This is a genomic window from Alcanivorax sp. IL3 (assembly GCF_047495465.1).
Classification (GTDB): Bacteria; Pseudomonadota; Gammaproteobacteria; order Pseudomonadales; family Alcanivoracaceae; genus Alcanivorax; species Alcanivorax jadensis.
Map to the genome: position 1 here is coordinate 1,215,298 of NZ_CP179931.1, position 16,752 is coordinate 1,232,049.

Annotated in this window: 14 protein-coding genes; 4 read left to right on the forward strand and 10 right to left on the reverse strand. The window is 56.0% G+C overall.

The window, feature by feature from the left end:
- Positions 1-73: 73 nt before the first annotated feature.
- From ACMG4M_RS05755 to ACMG4M_RS05780, 6 genes are all read right to left on the reverse strand, one after another.
- On the reverse strand, positions 74-1,027 hold the full coding sequence (locus tag ACMG4M_RS05755; protein WP_414430896.1) for a spore coat U domain-containing protein: 954 nt from the start codon (positions 1,025-1,027) through the stop codon (positions 74-76).
- Complete coding sequence (locus ACMG4M_RS05760; RefSeq protein ID WP_414430897.1) at positions 1,024-1,716, reverse strand: molecular chaperone; 693 nt, start codon at positions 1,714-1,716, stop codon at positions 1,024-1,026. The genes ACMG4M_RS05755 and ACMG4M_RS05760 overlap by 4 nt, the downstream gene beginning before the upstream one ends.
- A 15-nt stretch (positions 1,717-1,731) precedes the next feature.
- Positions 1,732-4,215 carry a fimbria/pilus outer membrane usher protein gene (locus tag ACMG4M_RS05765; RefSeq protein ID WP_414430898.1) on the reverse strand — a complete coding sequence of 828 codons (2,484 nt, stop codon included), beginning with the start codon at positions 4,213-4,215 and terminating at the stop codon, positions 1,732-1,734.
- A gap of 61 nt (positions 4,216-4,276) precedes the next feature.
- Positions 4,277-4,783, reverse strand: a complete 507-nt coding sequence (locus ACMG4M_RS05770) for a spore coat U domain-containing protein (RefSeq protein WP_272974892.1) — start codon at positions 4,781-4,783, stop codon at positions 4,277-4,279.
- A gap of 328 nt (positions 4,784-5,111) precedes the next feature.
- Positions 5,112-6,545 (reverse strand): aldehyde dehydrogenase family protein, encoded by a 1,434-nt coding sequence (locus ACMG4M_RS05775; RefSeq protein ID WP_414430899.1) that lies wholly within the window; start codon positions 6,543-6,545, stop codon positions 5,112-5,114.
- A gap of 155 nt (positions 6,546-6,700) precedes the next feature.
- Positions 6,701-8,341 carry an acetolactate synthase large subunit gene (locus tag ACMG4M_RS05780; protein ID WP_035248964.1) on the reverse strand — a complete coding sequence of 547 codons (1,641 nt, stop codon included), beginning with the start codon at positions 8,339-8,341 and terminating at the stop codon, positions 6,701-6,703.
- A 304-nt stretch (positions 8,342-8,645) separates the two neighbouring features.
- On the opposite strand from ACMG4M_RS05780, the gene ACMG4M_RS05785 reads away from it, so the two are divergent.
- Positions 8,646-10,355 (forward strand): amidohydrolase, encoded by a 1,710-nt coding sequence (locus tag ACMG4M_RS05785; RefSeq protein ID WP_414430900.1) that lies wholly within the window; start codon positions 8,646-8,648, stop codon positions 10,353-10,355.
- A 58-nt stretch (positions 10,356-10,413) separates the two neighbouring features.
- Here the strand turns inward: ACMG4M_RS05785 and ACMG4M_RS05790 are convergent, their stop codons facing one another.
- Together ACMG4M_RS05790 and ACMG4M_RS05795 are read right to left on the reverse strand one after the other, a co-directional pair.
- Complete coding sequence (locus ACMG4M_RS05790; protein ID WP_035248960.1) at positions 10,414-10,626, reverse strand: hypothetical protein; 213 nt, start codon at positions 10,624-10,626, stop codon at positions 10,414-10,416.
- A gap of 232 nt (positions 10,627-10,858) precedes the next feature.
- A complete protein-coding gene (locus ACMG4M_RS05795) occupies positions 10,859-11,890 on the reverse strand; it encodes an AraC family transcriptional regulator ligand-binding domain-containing protein (RefSeq protein ID WP_414430901.1) in 1,032 nt (343 codons plus the stop codon).
- Between the two features lie 129 nt (positions 11,891-12,019).
- On the opposite strand from ACMG4M_RS05795, the gene ACMG4M_RS05800 reads away from it, so the two are divergent.
- Positions 12,020-12,340, forward strand: a complete 321-nt coding sequence (locus tag ACMG4M_RS05800; protein WP_035248954.1) for a 2Fe-2S iron-sulfur cluster-binding protein — start codon at positions 12,020-12,022, stop codon at positions 12,338-12,340.
- Between the two features lie 40 nt (positions 12,341-12,380).
- Positions 12,381-13,760: a cytochrome P450 gene (locus ACMG4M_RS05805; protein ID WP_414430902.1), complete on the forward strand. Its 1,380-nt coding sequence runs from the start codon at positions 12,381-12,383 to the stop codon at positions 13,758-13,760.
- 363 nt (positions 13,761-14,123) lie between these two features.
- Here ACMG4M_RS05805 and ACMG4M_RS05810 read toward each other — a convergent pair whose 3' ends face one another.
- Positions 14,124-14,864 (reverse strand): IS110 family transposase, encoded by a 741-nt coding sequence (locus tag ACMG4M_RS05810; protein ID WP_414430903.1) that lies wholly within the window; start codon positions 14,862-14,864, stop codon positions 14,124-14,126.
- Positions 14,865-15,171: 307 nt separating this feature from the next.
- Here ACMG4M_RS05810 and ACMG4M_RS05815 point away from each other — a divergent pair, with 307 nt between their 5' ends.
- Positions 15,172-15,558: a hypothetical protein gene (locus ACMG4M_RS05815; protein WP_414430904.1), complete on the forward strand. Its 387-nt coding sequence runs from the start codon at positions 15,172-15,174 to the stop codon at positions 15,556-15,558.
- A 14-nt stretch (positions 15,559-15,572) separates the two neighbouring features.
- On the opposite strand, the gene ACMG4M_RS05820 is transcribed toward ACMG4M_RS05815, so the two are convergent.
- A protein-coding gene (locus ACMG4M_RS05820) for an IS3 family transposase (RefSeq protein WP_414430905.1) occupies positions 15,573-16,726 on the reverse strand; the annotation gives its coding sequence in 2 pieces (ribosomal slippage) (positions 15,573-16,486 and positions 16,486-16,726; 1,155 coding nt in all).
- Positions 16,727-16,752: the final 26 nt, after the last annotated feature.

Consider the following 16,752-nt stretch of genomic DNA (forward strand, 5'->3'; position numbering starts at 1 on the left):
TGCCTGTTTTTGCCAAGCGCTCAATAACATCAGGGCCTTTGCCGTCAGGAGGAGACGGGTTTCTTGTGTCGGCCTAAAACGTAACTTCAACCGTGACGGTATCGGAGTAACTGCCCGCCTCGGCGGTGGGGTTGGCGAAAACGCGCCCGTAAACTGTGAGGTTTATTGCTGAGCCAGTGCCCAGCCCGATACCCGTCTGGAGGGTGCCTGGCGTGTTACCCCAGTCTACGGAGCGGGCCGCATCCTGATAAAGCTCGTAGGCCACCTGATCGGTGCCATTGGTCATCTCCCGAGTACCGGTAAGCCCTCCGTTGAGGCCGACCTCGAAGTCGGTACTGTTTGTACAGCGCACGGTCACGGTGGAGGTGCTATCCACTTGAGCGAGGGGAGTATTACGGGTACCAAAATCCAGATCGGTGGCTGCCACCTGGCATTGATCCGGGATGGTTACCTGGGCGGTCAGGGTGTAGTTGTCGGTAATGGCGCCGGCCCCTGCACTGCAGCTCTGGTTGAAGCCGCCCGTGCGCACGCGTACCTGGGAGCCGGTCATCAGTGCTTGATGAAACTCTGCTCGAGTGGTGCCCGGCAGCGGGCCAGGAAGCAACCCATATAGGGTAACGGTACCGCTGTCATTGAAGGTGAAGAACGGCATGTTCACATTGACGGGTATGCCGGAGTTTGTAGCTCCGCCCGGTTGCCCGACTACCTCTACTCTGGCTGCAGAGGTATAGACATTAAAGGGGATAGACGGGGGCTGATTGCTATTGGCTACCAGTCGTCTCGGTAGCATGCCTCCGCTGTTGTCATTGGCGACGTGGACGCACATGGTGTTCTGGTTCGAATCAAAGAAACCACGGGTACAAGACCAGTTCACCGTAACCTGTGTTAGTACATTACCGCCGGTAAAGGGATCCACGTTGCCGAAGTCTAGGGTTGGACTGCCCTGTAAGCTGCAATTTACAGCACCCCATGCACAGGGCGTTAGAAAGAGTACGGCACCGCCCAGCAGCACGTTTCCCCTTTTCATTTTTCCTCCTCAACGGGCAACGTCAGGCTCTTGCCGTTGGCGGTAAAGGTCACAGCAACAGGCTGGCCGCTAAAGTCATCGGTGTCCAGCCTCAGCTCGCTACCGGGAAGCGCGTAACCTGCCAGGCCTTTGTGAATAATGTGGCGTTGTTGTTGATTATCCAGCCAATAGGCGTCGACAAGACGGGCATGGCCATTGCCACCGTTATGAATGACAAAGCGACCCTGTTGTCGCGTGACTGACAGCGCATGGGTCTGGCTCTTGTCTCCGACAAATACCGGTACTGAAAGCCTGAGTAGTACTTTCAGTTGGGCGCCGCGTTCCGATTCGGTGTCCGGGACTTCGCTGATGATCAGGCGATAGCTTTTTTCCTTTTCAGAGTCCGTAGGCCGTTGCCTCACTACTCGTACTATCTGATCGCTGTTGCCTGGGATCATGGTCACCGGGGGGGTGATTACCAGATCCTGTTGTCTTTTGAGCTGAGTTTCACCGCCTTCCTGTTCCCAGGCAAAAAGCTGTAGCTGGTAGAAGCCATCTTCATTGGAGCCATTGGTAAGGGTGAAGGTGGCGTTGGGCTGCGTCGGGCTCATGGTGAGCCGGATGGGAGCCACGGTTAGCTGTCCGGCCATTAATGAGGGTGCCAGGGTTAGCAGCACGGGGACGATGAGGACAGCAAAGCGTTTGATCATGATGCACATTACTCTTTATGGATTGCTGGTTTCAGACGTTGGATGACAAGTATAGGGACCAATCCGTGGCAAGGTTCCTGGCGCGGGTGTGAAATTGAAATCGGCGGTACACCGTTTGCCATTGTCAATAATATCCAGCGTATTCTCGCCCGCCTCCAGGCCCTGAATAAATACTTCTCCATCGTAGCCCACTACAGTGACATCGTCGTCACTGAAGAGTGCTCGGCTTCCGGCAGGGAGCGGTTTGCCTTGGGGATCATGTATCACAACAACCGCACTGTGTATTTGTTCCACCGAGAAGCGTGCGGTGATGCCGGTAAGGTCTGCGGGTTTGATCAGTAATTCCGTGTCACCGATCCGGGCATCCACCGGCAGATCGTTGACATCAATGTTCAGCTTGTTTTCCGTGAAAGGAATCATGTCGGGCAACAACAATGTACCGTTGCGATTGGTATGGCCGATTACCCGGTTAGCACGGCGAACCGGGACATTGGTGAAGTCACCGGCGTCGACAATGGCAAAGCTGTCGTTCATGGTGTTGGCGGCAAACACGTCTTCGTAATTGGTCACCAGGGAACCGCTCAGGTTGGCAAAGGTATTGGTGCTATCCTGCTGACGGAACACGCCGGCTTGCACATCCAGATAAGGCGTCCACCAGCGACCGCTGGCCCGCCGGATGCCGTCTGAATCTGGGCTATAGGCCAGATCCCAGCCCAGGTCCCAGAACTGTTCCACCTGGCGCTGCAGGGTCAGAACGGTGCTGGTATCGTCGGTTTTTTCATCATGGCTGATACGCGCGCCTGCTTGCACAGGGCGATCCTGGGAGCGATCGAGATAGTAATTGAACGAGGCCAGCCAGGTGCGATCCTCACTATCATCCAGGTTCTGGTTAACACTCAGGGTCAGCGATAGTTGCCGCCAAAGTGTACGGTTGTGGCCAATCACCAGAAAGCGGTTTTCATCGCCATTAAATAGCTTTGTGTCCAGATAGCTGGCATTGAGGCTGCCCTGGCGGCGGCCCAGGTTCAGGCTGCCATTGATCTGCAGGCTGCTTTCGATGGCCGGGCGAATATCCAGGCTGTTGCCCAGATCTCTGTACCCCTCGGTGCGGCGTGTGTATTGACCGCTGAGACCAAAACGGCGGGTGCGGAATTCATGCCCGGCCGCCCACTGCGTCCCCTGGCTGATGTCATCCTCGCCGTGCGCCAGAGACACATTGCTGACCCCCAGTAATCCGGGGCGGAACACTACGCCGGCGCCGGCATTGGTGAGGGATTCACTGGCATTTGCGGTGGCTTCCAGAGTGACGCCGTCGTTGAGGCCATAACGTGCTACCCCGGTGGCGACCGGGTCGTTGTCGTAATCATTGGAGCGCACGCTATAGAAGCGCCGGGGGGCGCCCACCGTGGCGGAATAGTCCCAATAACCCTCTCGCAGCAATTGTGGGCTGACATAAAAGGGAACGGTCTGGCTGACTTGCCGCCCCAGGGTGTCAGTGGTGACGACCTGGACTTCCCCTAGCCCGGTAAGGCGGGGTGAGGTTTCCAGCAGGAAAGGACCCGGCTGAACATCCTGTTCTGTGAGCCGCAAGTCGTTGACGAAGACTTCCAGAGCAGACGGAAGTGTTGCGGAGCCACTGATTTCAGGAAGCGGGAAGGTAATCAGATCCGGGCGAGAGGCAAAATTGCGTGACACCTGGACACCGGCGAGCCGTACCGTCGGGGTCCAGCTCAATGCCCCATTCAGTGTGTCGCCAACCACATAGGTGCGCATTTGGTCCGGGTTGGTATAGCGCCAGAAACTGTCCAGCCGCACATAGTCCCCGGAGGTCTCCGGGTCCGAATCGTTCCAACGCACCACCCCACTGCTGCTGAAAGCGCCCCAGTCTCCGAAAAAGCGGGCCTCATGACTGGCAGAGGTGGTTTGGTCACCGTTTTCCTGTCGAGTGCTGAACGCATCATAATTCAGCAGTGCACCCTGGCCCCGCTGCACCGGAGTGTTGCTCTGGAAGGTACCAGCCGTGAACGACTGGTTAGGCAGCCACTCTGCAGGTACAACCAGATTGATCTGTTGGGCATTGTTATCGTACCGACCGGCAATGCCCATCTCATCAAGGCTCTGCCATTGGGCCTGTGGCGGTGTCGGAAATTTAACGCCGATTTTTTGTAATTCCCGGGTTTCTACGGCCAGCTCTTGGCCATAGACCTGAGTGGGCAGCATGTGAGCAGTAGCTGCGCCGTTGAGGATAAGTTGCGGATACGCAATATAGGCAGCGTTACTGTTGCCACGGGCCTGGGCGCGAAGGCGGGCAACATCTGACTGCGAGAAGGTTTGATTCAGAGATACCTGGCTCTGCTGTGCCTCACCGGCATCTGCAAGCCGTGAATCTTGCCCCCAGGCAGGTCCGGACCAGCACAAAAACGCCGCGAGCAGGCAGGCAGGGGCGGCGAGCACCTGACTCTCTGGCAAGCGGCGAATTGACGTGGGTAATATTTTCACGCAAATGCATCCCCGAATGTGTCCGCCCCACAGTGGGGGCGGTAAACGTCGGCTATGCGGATCAGAATGTGACGGTCACGGTGACGGTATCACTCAGGTCGATACCGGTGTCGCCATCGATGTTGTCAGCAGCATCAATGGTCGCTGTCTGGGCGGGAATCAGGCCGTATACGGTGAAATCCTGCTGGGCACTGTTACCCGTGTCGGAGACCACGCTGGTATTGTCCCAGTCGGTGCTGTTACCGGCATCTTGGTACAACTCATACGCTACCGATGATCCTGCAGCGGTGGTCATGGCGCGGCTGCCATTGGTGCCACTCAGGCCGATATCGTAGGCCGTGCCAGTAGAGCAGGTAACACCGACGGTGCTGGTGGAGGTGACGCCCCCGGCGTTCACATCGGCTTCGGTCTGTGTGCCGAAATCCAGATCCGTGGCCTGATCAATAGTGCATGAGGCAAGCAGAGTGAGCAGTACCTCGAAGGTGTCGGTTTCAGTGGCTGCCTGGCTAGCCAGGGGGGCACAGAGTAGGGCCGCAGTCAGTGCAGAAGCCGTATAGAGTTTCTTCATTGGGTTCTCCTGGCCGGTCTCAGACCGGATGTTGGTATGAAAATATGTGAAGTAAGTCACACTTCTGGTGTGACGCAAATATGCCTAGGACAATTTTCTTAGTAAACAAGAAACCTGTAATAGGACGTAAAATGCGGATGGATGGTAGTAATTGGAGTGCTATTGGTAGCAAATAAACGGTGAGCGCTTGGTGAAGCAGCCATGTGTCTAATGCAGGGCAGTTCCAGGGGCCTGGTTTTTTTGGCTAATTATTCAACGTGATCGAGAAACGGGCCCGCTACCTTGCGATAACGGGCCCGTACTCCCTGGTCCAGAGGAAGGTAACTGATCAGGACTGCGGGGTGCGGATCACCAGCAGTCGTTCTTCTGTCATGTCGTTGATGGCCCAGCGAATGCCTTCTCGGCCCAGGCCGGAATCCTTCACGCCGCCGTAGGGCATGTTGTCTACCCGCCAGCTGGGTACGTCGCCGATCACCACGCCGCCCACTTCCAGTTCGTCCCAGGCTTTGTGGGCCTTGTACAGGTCGCGGGTGAAGATGCCGGCCTGCAGGCCGAACTTGGATTCGTTGACGGTGTTCAACGCGTCGTCGAAATCGCTGAAACGGCTGACCACCGCCACCGGGCCGAAGGCTTCCTCTTCCACGATGTTGGTGCCCTTGGGGGCATTTTCCAGCAGTGTGGCTTGCAGCATGGCGCCATCGCGCTTGCCGCCCACCAGCAGGGTGGCGCCGGCATCCACCGCTTCATTGATCCAGTTTTCCAGACGTTTCGCTTCGCCTTCGGAAATCACCGGGCCGATAAAGGTGTCTTCGTCTTTCGGGTCGCCCATTTTCAGGGCGGCGGTTTTTTCCACCAGTTTGGCTTTCAGTTCGTCGTAGATGGCATCGTGGATCAGGATGCGCTGTACGCCGATGCAGCTCTGGCCAGACTGGTAAAAGGCGCCGAAGACGATACGTTCCATGGCATCGTTCAGGTCCGCATCTTCATCGACGATCACGGCTGCATTGCCGCCCAGCTCCAGGATCACCGGTTTTTTGCCGGCGCGGGCTTTCAGGTCCCAGCCCACATCCGGGCTGCCGGTAAAGCTGAGCAGTTTGAAGCGCTCGTCGGTGGTGAACAGGTCGGCGCCTTCGCGATGACAGGGCAAAATGGAAAACGCGCCTTTGGGCAGATCGGTCTCCGCCAGCACTTCACCGATGATGATGGCGCCGATGGGCGTACGGCTGGCCGGCTTGAGCACAAAGGGGCAACCGGCAGCGATGGCCGGCGCCACTTTGTGGGCGGCCAGGTTCAACGGGAAGTTGAACGGGGAAATAAATGAGCAGGGGCCGATGGGCACGCGCTTGACCATGCCGCGATAGCCTTTGGCGCGGGCGGAGATTTCCAGGTTGGGCATTTCGCCATCAATGCGCACGGCTTCTTCGGCAGCTACCCGGAAGGTGTCGATCAGGCGGCCCACTTCGCCACGGGCATCCTTGATGGGTTTGCCGGCTTCAATGCACAGGGCCAGGGCCAGTTCGTCGTAGCGCTCTTCAAAGCGTTTCACGCAATGGTAGAGAATCGCTTGGCGTTCGTAGGGGGCCAGTTTGGCCATGGCGCCAGCGGCCTTGTCGGCGGCGTCGATGGCTTTATCAATGGTGGCCGCATCGGCCATGGCCACCCGGGTGGCCACTTCACCGCTGTATTTGTCGGTGACATCCAGGTCCTGGTTGGCGAAGACGGCTTCGTTGGCGAGGTAGTAGGGGTAGGCGTCTTTTAGCATGTCGGTTCCTTAATGGAAGAGGTTGTCGCTGGCTAAGCACTCTCAGAGAGTCGCGGATTGGTGCCCCGACCCTTCGCGATGCAAGCATCGCTTCCCACAGGGTTCTGTCTTTGTGGGAAGTCATGCTTGCATGAGGAAGGGCGAGGCACTGGCCGTCACAACTTGCTGCTCAACTCGCGAATTTCCCGGTTGAGGATGCGACTGTTGTCGCCGTAAGCCACCATGCAGTCGATCACATGCACCCCGCCGGTCTGGTAGCACTCTTCCACCAGGGGGCCCAGGCCGGCGGTGGATTCCACCCGGTGGCCATAGGCGCCATAGGAACGGGCATAGTCGACGAAATCCGGGTTACCGAAATCCAGACCGAAGTCCTGGAAATCCATGTCGTTCTGTTTCCACTTGATCATGCCGTAGCCGTCATCGCGCAAAATCAGTACCACGATGTCGAGCTTCAGGCGCACTGCGGTTTCCAGTTCCTGGCTGTTCATCATGAAGCCGCCGTCGCCGACGATGGCCATCACGCGCCGGTCCGGGTGCACCATCTTGGCGGCCATGCCGGAGGGCAGGCCGGCACCCATGGTGGCCAGGGCGTTATCCAGCAACACGGTGTTGGGCTTGGTGGCCGGGTAGTTACGGGCAAACCAGATCTTGTACATGCCGTTATCCAGGGTGAGGATGCCATCCTCGGGCATGATCTTGCGGATCTCGTCCACCAGCCGTTGCGGGCGGATCGGGAAGCTGTCGTCCACGATGCCTTCACGGATGTGTTTCTGCAGCGCATCGCGGATACGGTGAAAGTCGGAGAAACCCCAATGCTCCTGTGGCTCCAGGCGTTCCTTGAGCTGCCAGAGGCTGTTGGCGATGTCGCCCACCACTTCGATCTGCGGGAAGTACACCGGGTCCACCTGGGCGGAGTTGAAGTTGATGTGGACCACTTCGGCACCACCGGGGCGCATGAAGAACGGCGGCTTTTCCACCACGTCGTGGCCCACGTTGATGATCAGGTCGGCCTGGTCGATGGCGCGGTGTACGAAGTCGCCGTCGGACAGGGCGGTGTTGCCCAGGAAGTGCGGACCGGTTTCGTCAACGACCCCTTTACCCATCTGGGTGGTGATCACCGGGATCCCCAATTTTTCCACGAACTGGCGCAGCATCTTGCTGGTCAGCTTGCGGTTGGCGCCGGCACCGGCCAGCAACAACGGCTTGCGGGCGCCCTGGATGGCCTCGATGGCCCTGCAGATGGCCTTGTCTTCGGCAATCGGGCGGCGGGTTGAGCTGGGCTCGGTCACCGGCATGGTGGAATGTTCGCGGGCGATATCTTCCGGCAATTCCAGGTGGGTGGCGCCGGGGCGCTCTTCCTGGGCCAGGCGAAAGGCCTCGCGGATGCGGGTGGGAATGCTGTCACCGCTGACCACCTGCTTGGTGAATTTGGTGAGCGGGCGCATCATGTCGACCACATCAATGATCTGGAACTGGCCCTGCTTGCTGGTCTTGATCGGCTTCTGGCCGGTGATCATCACCATGGGCATGGCGCCCAGCTGGGCATAGGCGGCGGCGGTCACGAAGTTGGTGGCGCCGGGGCCCAGGGTGGACATGCAGACACCGGCTTTGCCGGTGAGTCGACCATAGGTGGACGCCATAAAGCCGGCGGCCTGCTCGTGGCGGGTAATCACCAGTTTGATTTTCGAGCCGCGCAGGGACTCCAACAGGTCCAGGTTTTCTTCCCCGGGGATGGCGAAGACGTGTTCAACCCCTTCGGCTTCCAGGGCGCGAACGAACAAATCTGATGCTTTCATGGTGCGTTGTCTCCAGTTGATCCCGCTATCGGTTTTGCCTGTCAGCGGGAGTCCACGATGCGTGGCTGTCAAAATTCACCGCGGTTAATGCAAGGATGGTGCCGCATTTTCCTCATGCTGGTGCAGGAAAGTTGCTTTAAGTTGGTGCGCCACCTGCACGTCGGGCTTCACTATAGCGCGCCGGGGCCGGGAACAGGTATGGGGTAATCTGATCTGTTTCATTAACAAATGTGATATTGCCGCTTGAGGCCGCAGGCGGGTCACGGCAGAGTCAGCGCTAGCACGCTGCCAAGGAGCGATCACTATGAAAAAAGTCTGGTTTATCGGGGCCGTATCGCTACTGGCGTTGCTGGCGGCGGGCGTGGCCGGAGTGCACCGCTGGTTTAATCCGCCACCTCCCCCTGTGCAGCTGTTTACCAACGGTACCATTCTGACCATGGATCCGGGCAATCCCCAGGTGGATGCCATGCTGGTCAAGCGCGGCGAGATCGTGGCGCTGGGTGACAGCGATGCATTGCGTGATCAGGTGAGTCGCGATGTGCGGGTGGTGGATCTGCAGGGCGGGGTGTTGATGCCCGGCTTTATCGAGGCCCATGGCCATTTCCCCGGTGAGGGACTGTCGGCGGTGGCGGTGGATGCCAACAGTCCGCCGATTGGTGACCTGGACAGTATTGATACCCTGCTCGAGCGGTTGCGTACCCTGGCTCAGCGGCGCCCGGACGGGGCGCTGATGGCCTACGGGTTCGACGACACCACCGTGAGTGACCAGCGTTATCCTACCCGGGCGGAGCTGGATGCAGTCAGTGAAACCAGACCGATCATGGTGTTGCACATCTCTGGCCATCTGGGGGTGGTGAATTCGGCGGCCCTGAAGGCCATGTCCATCAACGAGAACGCGCCGGATCCGCCTGGTGGTTATTATGGTCGCGATGACGACGGCCGTCTCAATGGCTTGCTGGCAGAGACCGCGTTCAACCCGGTGCGTGCCAACCTGTTGAAACTGTCGGCCATGGATGGCTACCGTGTCATGCGCCGGGCCTCACGGTTGTACCTGTCACGGGGTATTACCTTCGCCCAGAACGGCCTGGCCGATACCACCACCATCAAGGCGTTGGTGCCGGCGTTGCGGTTCGGACTGATCCCGCTGCGGTTCAGTATCTGGCCGGATGCGGCGGCCGAGCAGGCGCGGCAGGATGGCCAGTGGACCCTGCCAGAGGGTGAGCGAGTTCACCTGGGGTCGGTGAAGCTGGTCAGTGATGGTTCCTTGCAAGGCTATACCGGTTTTCTCAACGACCCTTATTTTGCCGTCCCCGAGGATCACCCGCCGGAATATCTGGGCTTTCCCAACCAGTCGCCGCAGCAGCTCTCCGAGCAGGTGGTGGAATTCCACTGTGCTGGTCGGCAGACCGCGATCCATGCCAATGGCGATGCGGCCATCACCATGAGCCTGGATGCGGTGGCCGCGGCTCGGCAGCAGTGCCCGGACGTGACCGTACAACCGGTACTGATCCATGCCCAGATGGCCACCGGTGAGCAACTGACGCGGATGCAGGGGCTGGATGTGATTCCCTCTTTCTTCAACAACCATGTGTACTACTGGGGTGATCGCCACCGGGATATTTTCCTGGGCCCGGAACGGGCTGCACGCATCAGCCCGCTGGCGGAAGCGGCTGATGCCGGGCTGCGCTTCACCCTGCATGCGGATTCACCGGTGGTGCCGTTTCAGCCGTTGCAACTGGCATGGAATGCGGTCCAGCGCCGTACCGCATCTGGCGCCATGCTGGGGCCGGAGCAGGCGATCCCGTTGGAGCGGGCCCTGCAGGCAGTGACCGTGGATGCTGCAAGGCAGCTGGGCGTAGCAGATCGGGTAGGGCAGTTGCGTATCGGCATGCGCGCGGATCTGGTCTGGCTGGATCGCGATCCGCGGGAATTTATCGGTGACTGGTCGTCTATCCAGGTGCGAGGGACCTGGGTCGATGGGGTACGCCGTTATCCGGAACGGATCGCGGAGTAAGTTAAAATGGGTCCGTCCATGCGGACCCTGTCAGGTCAGGCGAAGGGGCCTGAAGCGATCAGTGCCAGGTGCCTTCCAGGTTCTCGCACTGCTCCAGGAATTCCTCGGCGCTCATTTCAACCGTGTACGGGTCAAGGTGTGAGGCCACCTGTTCCTTTAGCTGCCCGACTACTTTGGACATGACTGTCAGGGTTTCTTCTACCTGCTCAATCGTTTCCAACAGGTCTTCGGCTTCTTGCTGGTAATCATCTCTGTCGTCGTAATCGCTCATGGGAAGCCTCCTGCGGTAGGGATGAGCCCTGTAGTATTGGGCCCAGCTCAATGTTGCCAACGATGGCGACGTAAAACAAACGGGAAATCCTCGTTCTGATGAAACTTTCACCAGTCAAGACAAACGGTTGTAGCTGCTTGTTGTGCGGACTGGTGTTGCAGAGTGTTCGGTGTGGCTGCTGATAAAAACCATCCAGGCCTGGCTGGAGTATGGTTTGGAGGAGCGCCCAGAGTCAGAGAGATTGCCTGAATGCCTCCGGCGTGACATTAAACCAGCCTTTGAAAGCACGCCGAAAGTTGGAGCTGTCGTGGTAGTTCAAGAGGGCGGCAATAGCGTCGACGGTAAGTTTGCTGTCACGCAGATAGTTGGCAGCTTGCTGCGAGAGGATATCTTTCTGAATATGTCGAAATCCTGTGTTCTCGGTTTTTAGTTTACGCGCAAGGGTTCGCTTGCTCATGAATAATGCGGCGGCGGTTTCCTCTTCTGTTAACGTTCCTGGTGGAAATGACAGCATCATTTTTTCTACTCGGTAGCGAAAGCTATGAGTACTGGATCGCAGTTGAGAAAGCATGGTTTCGCATTGCTGCAGCGCTAACTGGTAGTTTTCATGGTTGGCCGAAATATTGGGATAGAAGCACAGGGCTTTAGGTATTTTCGCCATTAACTGTGCTGCAGAGAATCCGTAGGGGCCGGGTATATGCTTGTTGTATAAAGCGGCATGTGGTGGGGCGGAATGATTAAAGAAGGTCTCCACTTCGTGGGGCTCTCGCCCCAGAATAGACCCCGCTATCTCGAAAAACATCATGATAAAGGCTTCAGATAAACACCGCCGCATTTTATCCGTTAACGCTACATCGAAATGCACATAGCACTCCAACCATTCTCCCCGATCAAATAATTCTACACGCACAAAACTCATTCGTGTTGGTGCGTAGAGATGTATGGCTTGCAGTGCCTCAAATAAATTCGCGCTGCTTAGTGCCAGAAATCCCATGGCGCCGTGGGTCGCTGGAGTCAGGCGTTGTCCCAAACGAAAACCAAAGGCTGGGTCGTTACTGATATCAAGTGCATTGCTAAGCAATTGGATCTGCTGGTGGGCGCTGAGCAGGGTATCTTCGTCAAGCAGCTGTTCAACCTTGAGCCCTGTATTGGGTAACAGTCGACCCAGGTCGGGCGCCTGAAGGCCGAGCTCGCGAGCAATGAGGCGTGCGTAATGTGACGGGTTAGAGGCCAGGCTGTTGGCTGAGACGGTTGGCATTGTCATGGATTGCTCTACGCAATAGATCAGCCTGATTGTCTTTAAATGACCCCCTGTTGTCAAAAAATGACCTGCTGTTGCGTTTTGCCTTGGCGCACTGTTGTGGGTAACACAATAACAAAGTGAGGCAATGTGATGGCCAGTGTGACCATTATTGAGTTTGGTGGTACCGAGCATGAGGTAGAGATTGAACCAGGCAAATCCCTGATGCAGATCGCCGTGGATAACAGTATTCCCGGTATTGATGCAGACTGTGGTGGTGCTTGCGCCTGTGGCACCTGTCACGTGATTGTGGCTGATGCATGGTTTGCCAAAACCGGACAGACCAGCGATGAAGAAACCATGATGCTGGGGATGACGCCGGAGCGCGCAGAGACGTCGAGACTGGCATGTCAGATTGAAACCAGCGATGCGCTCGACGGCATGGTGGTGCAATTGCCCGAATTCCAGATGTAAATCTGGTCACGACAATGCAGGTCCCAGGGAGTAAAAAATCATGTCCATGAAATCCACAGCAATGAATTTGACCTCGACAGTGGTGCCTCCACACTGGCAAATTCGTGCGGTACATCGTTTTGTGAAGATGAAGAACCGTATTTTCAAAGGGCCCTTCATCCCCACCTTTGTTGAAACCCCAATTCCTGATGTGAATACCCTTCCTCTGGAAGAGATTGATGTCAGTAACCCGTTCCTGTTCCGCCAGAACAAGTGGCAATCCTACTTCAAGCGATTGCGTGATGAATGTCCGGTGCATTATCAGAAGAACAGCCCTTTTGGTCCGTTTTGGTCGATTACCCGCTATGACGATATCGTCTTCGTGGATAAGCACCATGACCTGTTTTCTGCCGAGCCAATCATCACGTTGGGGCGCACTCCGGAAGGCCTGGAAATTGAAACCTTCATCGCTATGGACCCGCCGAAGCATGATGAGCAGCGTAAAGCGGTACAGAATGTGGTGGCCCCTAAAAACCTGAAAGAGATGGAAGGGCTGATCCGTCAGCGTACCCGGGAAGTGCTGGATGGCTTGCCGCTAGATCAACCTTTTGACTGGGTGAAAACGGTATCCATTGAGCTGACGGCGCGGATGCTGGCAACGTTGCTGGATTTTCCCTACGAGCAGCGCCAAAAGCTGGTGTACTGGTCCGATGTGTCCACGGCAAGCCCGGAAACCAGTGGCGGCACGGTCGACTCAGATGAGATTTTTGCGGCGGCCGCGGATGCAGGTAAGCACTTCGTCAAGCTCTGGCACGAAAAAGCCGCGCAAAAAGCGGCGGGGCATGAACCCGGCTTTGATCTCATTAGCCTGATGCAGGCGAATGAAGAAACCAAGGATATGGTGAAGCGGCCCATGGAGTTTATGGGTAATCTGATCCTGCTCATCGTTGGCGGGAACGATACAACCCGGAACTCCATGACAGGTGGTGTATTTGCGTTGAATCAATTTCCGGATGAGTTTGAAAAACTCAAGGCGAATCCCTCACTGATTCCAAATATGGTTTCCGAAATTATTCGCTGGCAAACGCCGCTGGCCTACATGCGCCGCATTGCCAAACAGGATGTTGAGCTAAACGGAAAAGTCATCAAGAAAGGCGACAAGGTGGTGATGTGGTATGCCTCCGGAAATCGTGACGAACGCAATATCGATCAGCCCGATACCTTCATGATTGATCGCAAGGGAGCGCGTAACCATCTTTCTTTCGGATTCGGGGTGCACCGCTGCATGGGAAACCGCCTTGCGGAATTACAGTTGCGCATTCTTTGGGAAGAGTTGCTGGAACGGTTTGATAATATTGAAGTGCTCAGTGAGCCTGAATGCGTGCAATCCAATTTTGTTCGCGGTTATAGCAAGATGATGGTGCAGCTGTCAGCAAAATAATAGCAGGTTTTCTTGGTGCCTTTTGTTTAGGCTGTGGCGGATTGTTTGCTGCGTTGAGTGGAAAATCACAAGGGCGCCGAAGCGCCCTTTTTGTGCTGTTGTGAGTTGCCATTAGAGGCATCACTCCACCTCTAGTAAAAACAATTACTTAGCGATTTCTTGCCATGGGTAAATCGCAGTTCTTGCCATAATAAAAAGCACAGATCGCGCAACTAATTGAATTAGATGGCATAATTAAGAACTTTCAAAACGCTGAATAGCTGCGCAATAGCACGCTTTGCTGGCGTATAAATATATAATTTTCAGTATATTTATGGACTATACCGCGCTTATCTGAGCCTATGGAAGAGTCGAAAAGTGTATTCAGAAATGGGCCCTAGTGAGTAAATTGGGAAATGCTCTGGCCTTGGATAAAGTGTAGCCTTGATCCAGAATTAGGTTGGTGGCTTGCTGCTTGCACTTAGAGGCAAAGGCTAGTACCCCGCTTGGGGTGGTAAATTTACCGCCTACGTTGGTGTGCAGATTCATTCGACCAGTACACATGGCTTTGGCCAGCTTCTCGTTCACCCAGGCAATCTCCTTGTCCAGGAATTTTATCATCGCCGCATGGGTGCGTTGGGCAACCTTGGAGGCTTTATGCTGGCGATTGAGCTCTTGCGTGCGCGCCTCATTGAGTTGCCGTTTTCTGGCCAGTAACTCTTTGAAAGCCCTTATGTTCTTACTGGTTAGAGGACGAACCTCTGGCTTCATGGTGACGGCAAACTCGGCAATCACCTGGGCATCGATCTTGTCCGTTTTCGCGATGACGCCTTTGATTTTGGCGAAGTTTCGGATTCTCATGGGTTGGACAACAACGACGGGCAGGCCTCGCTCGGCACAGGCTTCAACAAGATCCCGTTCATAGCCGCCAGTGGCTTCAACGCCAATGCGGGCCAGCTTAAAACGAGAGAGCTTGCTGGCGAGAGTCCAGATATCGGTAGGATTGTTCCCGGTATCCCAATGCTCATTCCGTTCGTGAATGCAGATATCGAGCTGCAATTTGCCGACATCGACACCGATGTTCTTACCTTCGGGATCACTGTAGACTTGGTACATTGTGCTCATAACTCACCCTTGCTACATTCGAGCTCGAGGCTCATTCGACTGTTCGAGTTAAACCAACGAATTCAGTGTGGCGCCCTTGCTTGTTAACGGACTCACGCAAGTGGCACCAGAGCTGCACCGGGCTGCCACATTGAAAGCCTGCGGCTACAGGCTTGAGCCTCAGCTTATTACTATCGGAAAGGCAGGGGGAATAGAGTCTTTTCGATCATACAAGAAGCACCAGCCGACCGCTGACGCGCCGGCTGAGCATGGCGTTATTACTTAATAACCGCGTATTCTGTCCGGTTTCCAAAAAAAAGGAATTCACATGTCTTTAGATATAGTTGTAGGTAGATCGAAAAAAATTGAGTCATTACTGGTTCGCGCAGGTGCAGAGGGAAGAGGCTTACACGAAAAAGTTACAAGCATTGAGAGTAAATTAGAAATCCAAGAGGTCAAAAGAATTCGTTTCATTGCATCTATTCGCAATAAATCGCTACATGATGATAGCTTCGAGCTGACAAAGGATATTCTTAGTAATTTCATAAGTGCTTGCGATGCTGCTGACTTATATCTTTCTGGTATTGTTGAACCTAGTTCAAGTGGCTCAAATTCGGATGAAGGCCGCTTTGAAAAATTTAGCAACGCCAGCACCTTAGGAAAGGTGGCGGGGATAGTGGCAAGTCTTGGCGTTATAGCCTTTTTAAATCGCTAAGGACGGGTCGGGTTCTACCCCGTTTCCACGGACGGTTTTAAAAAGACGGTAAACTTGCGATCTTGAGCTGCAACCTTACGCCGCCTTCTTGGGTTGTGGAACCGCTCGATGTAATTAAATACGTCAGCCCTTGCCTCATTCAGGGTTCGATAATCACGGTGATTTGTCCGCTCCCGCTTCATCATGCCGAAGAACCCTTCGCAGGCTGCATTATCGGCGCAGTGGCCAACCGCACTCATACTGCACACCAGACCCTGCTTTTTTAAATATCGCTGGTAATCACCGCTTGTGAACTGGCTGCCTCGATCCGAGTGGAGAATGATCTTCCCCTCTCCCTCGCGTTGCCATACCGCCATCTCAACAGCTCGAAGCACCATGTGCCGATCCTGGCGATGGTGCATCGACCAGCCCGCAATGATGTTGCTGTACAGATCCATCACTACACAGAGGAATAGCTTGCCTTCCTTGGTCTTGATCTCCGTGATGTCGGTCACCCACTTGGTATCCGGCTCGAGTGCAGAAAAATCCCGCCTTAGATGGTTCTTCACCCCATCCGGACGAACTGACGGGGCCTTGCGGCCCCGACCCTTACGGCGAGGCCAACCCTGCAACCCAGATGTCGCCATCAAGCGCGCCACACGATTGAGGCTGGCTGTTTCTCCTTCCTCCACCAGATCATCATGCATGCGAGGCGCCCCGATGGCGCCATCACTGTCTGCGTGTATCTCGTGGATTCGCTTGAGGAGCCGCTCATTATCCTGTGCCCGGCTCGAAGGCACCCGGCCAGACCAAGAGTAGTAGCCGCTGGGTGAAACCTTAAGGCAGCGACACATGAGCAGAACAGGGAGGTCTTGGCGGCAACGCTCAATCGCCTGATATCTCAGGACGATTCCTTTGCGAAGAACGTCGCCGCTTCGCGCAAAAAATCCCGTTCCTTCTTCACTCGCGCCAGCTCTCGCTTCAGTCGGGCCATCTCCGCGTCACGGGGGGAGCCTGAGCCCTGGAAGCTAGGGGTTGAGGCATCATCCGCCTCTCTGCGCCAACGAGAGAGAAGGTTGGCATTAATGCCCAGCTCAAGCGCCACCTGGCGGCAACTCACACCGGGGTGGCGAGTCTGCTCTACCGCTTCACGCTTGAATTCGGGGCTGTACTTCTTTCGCTTGCTCATAAACACTCCTTGGGCACAGTGTGCCT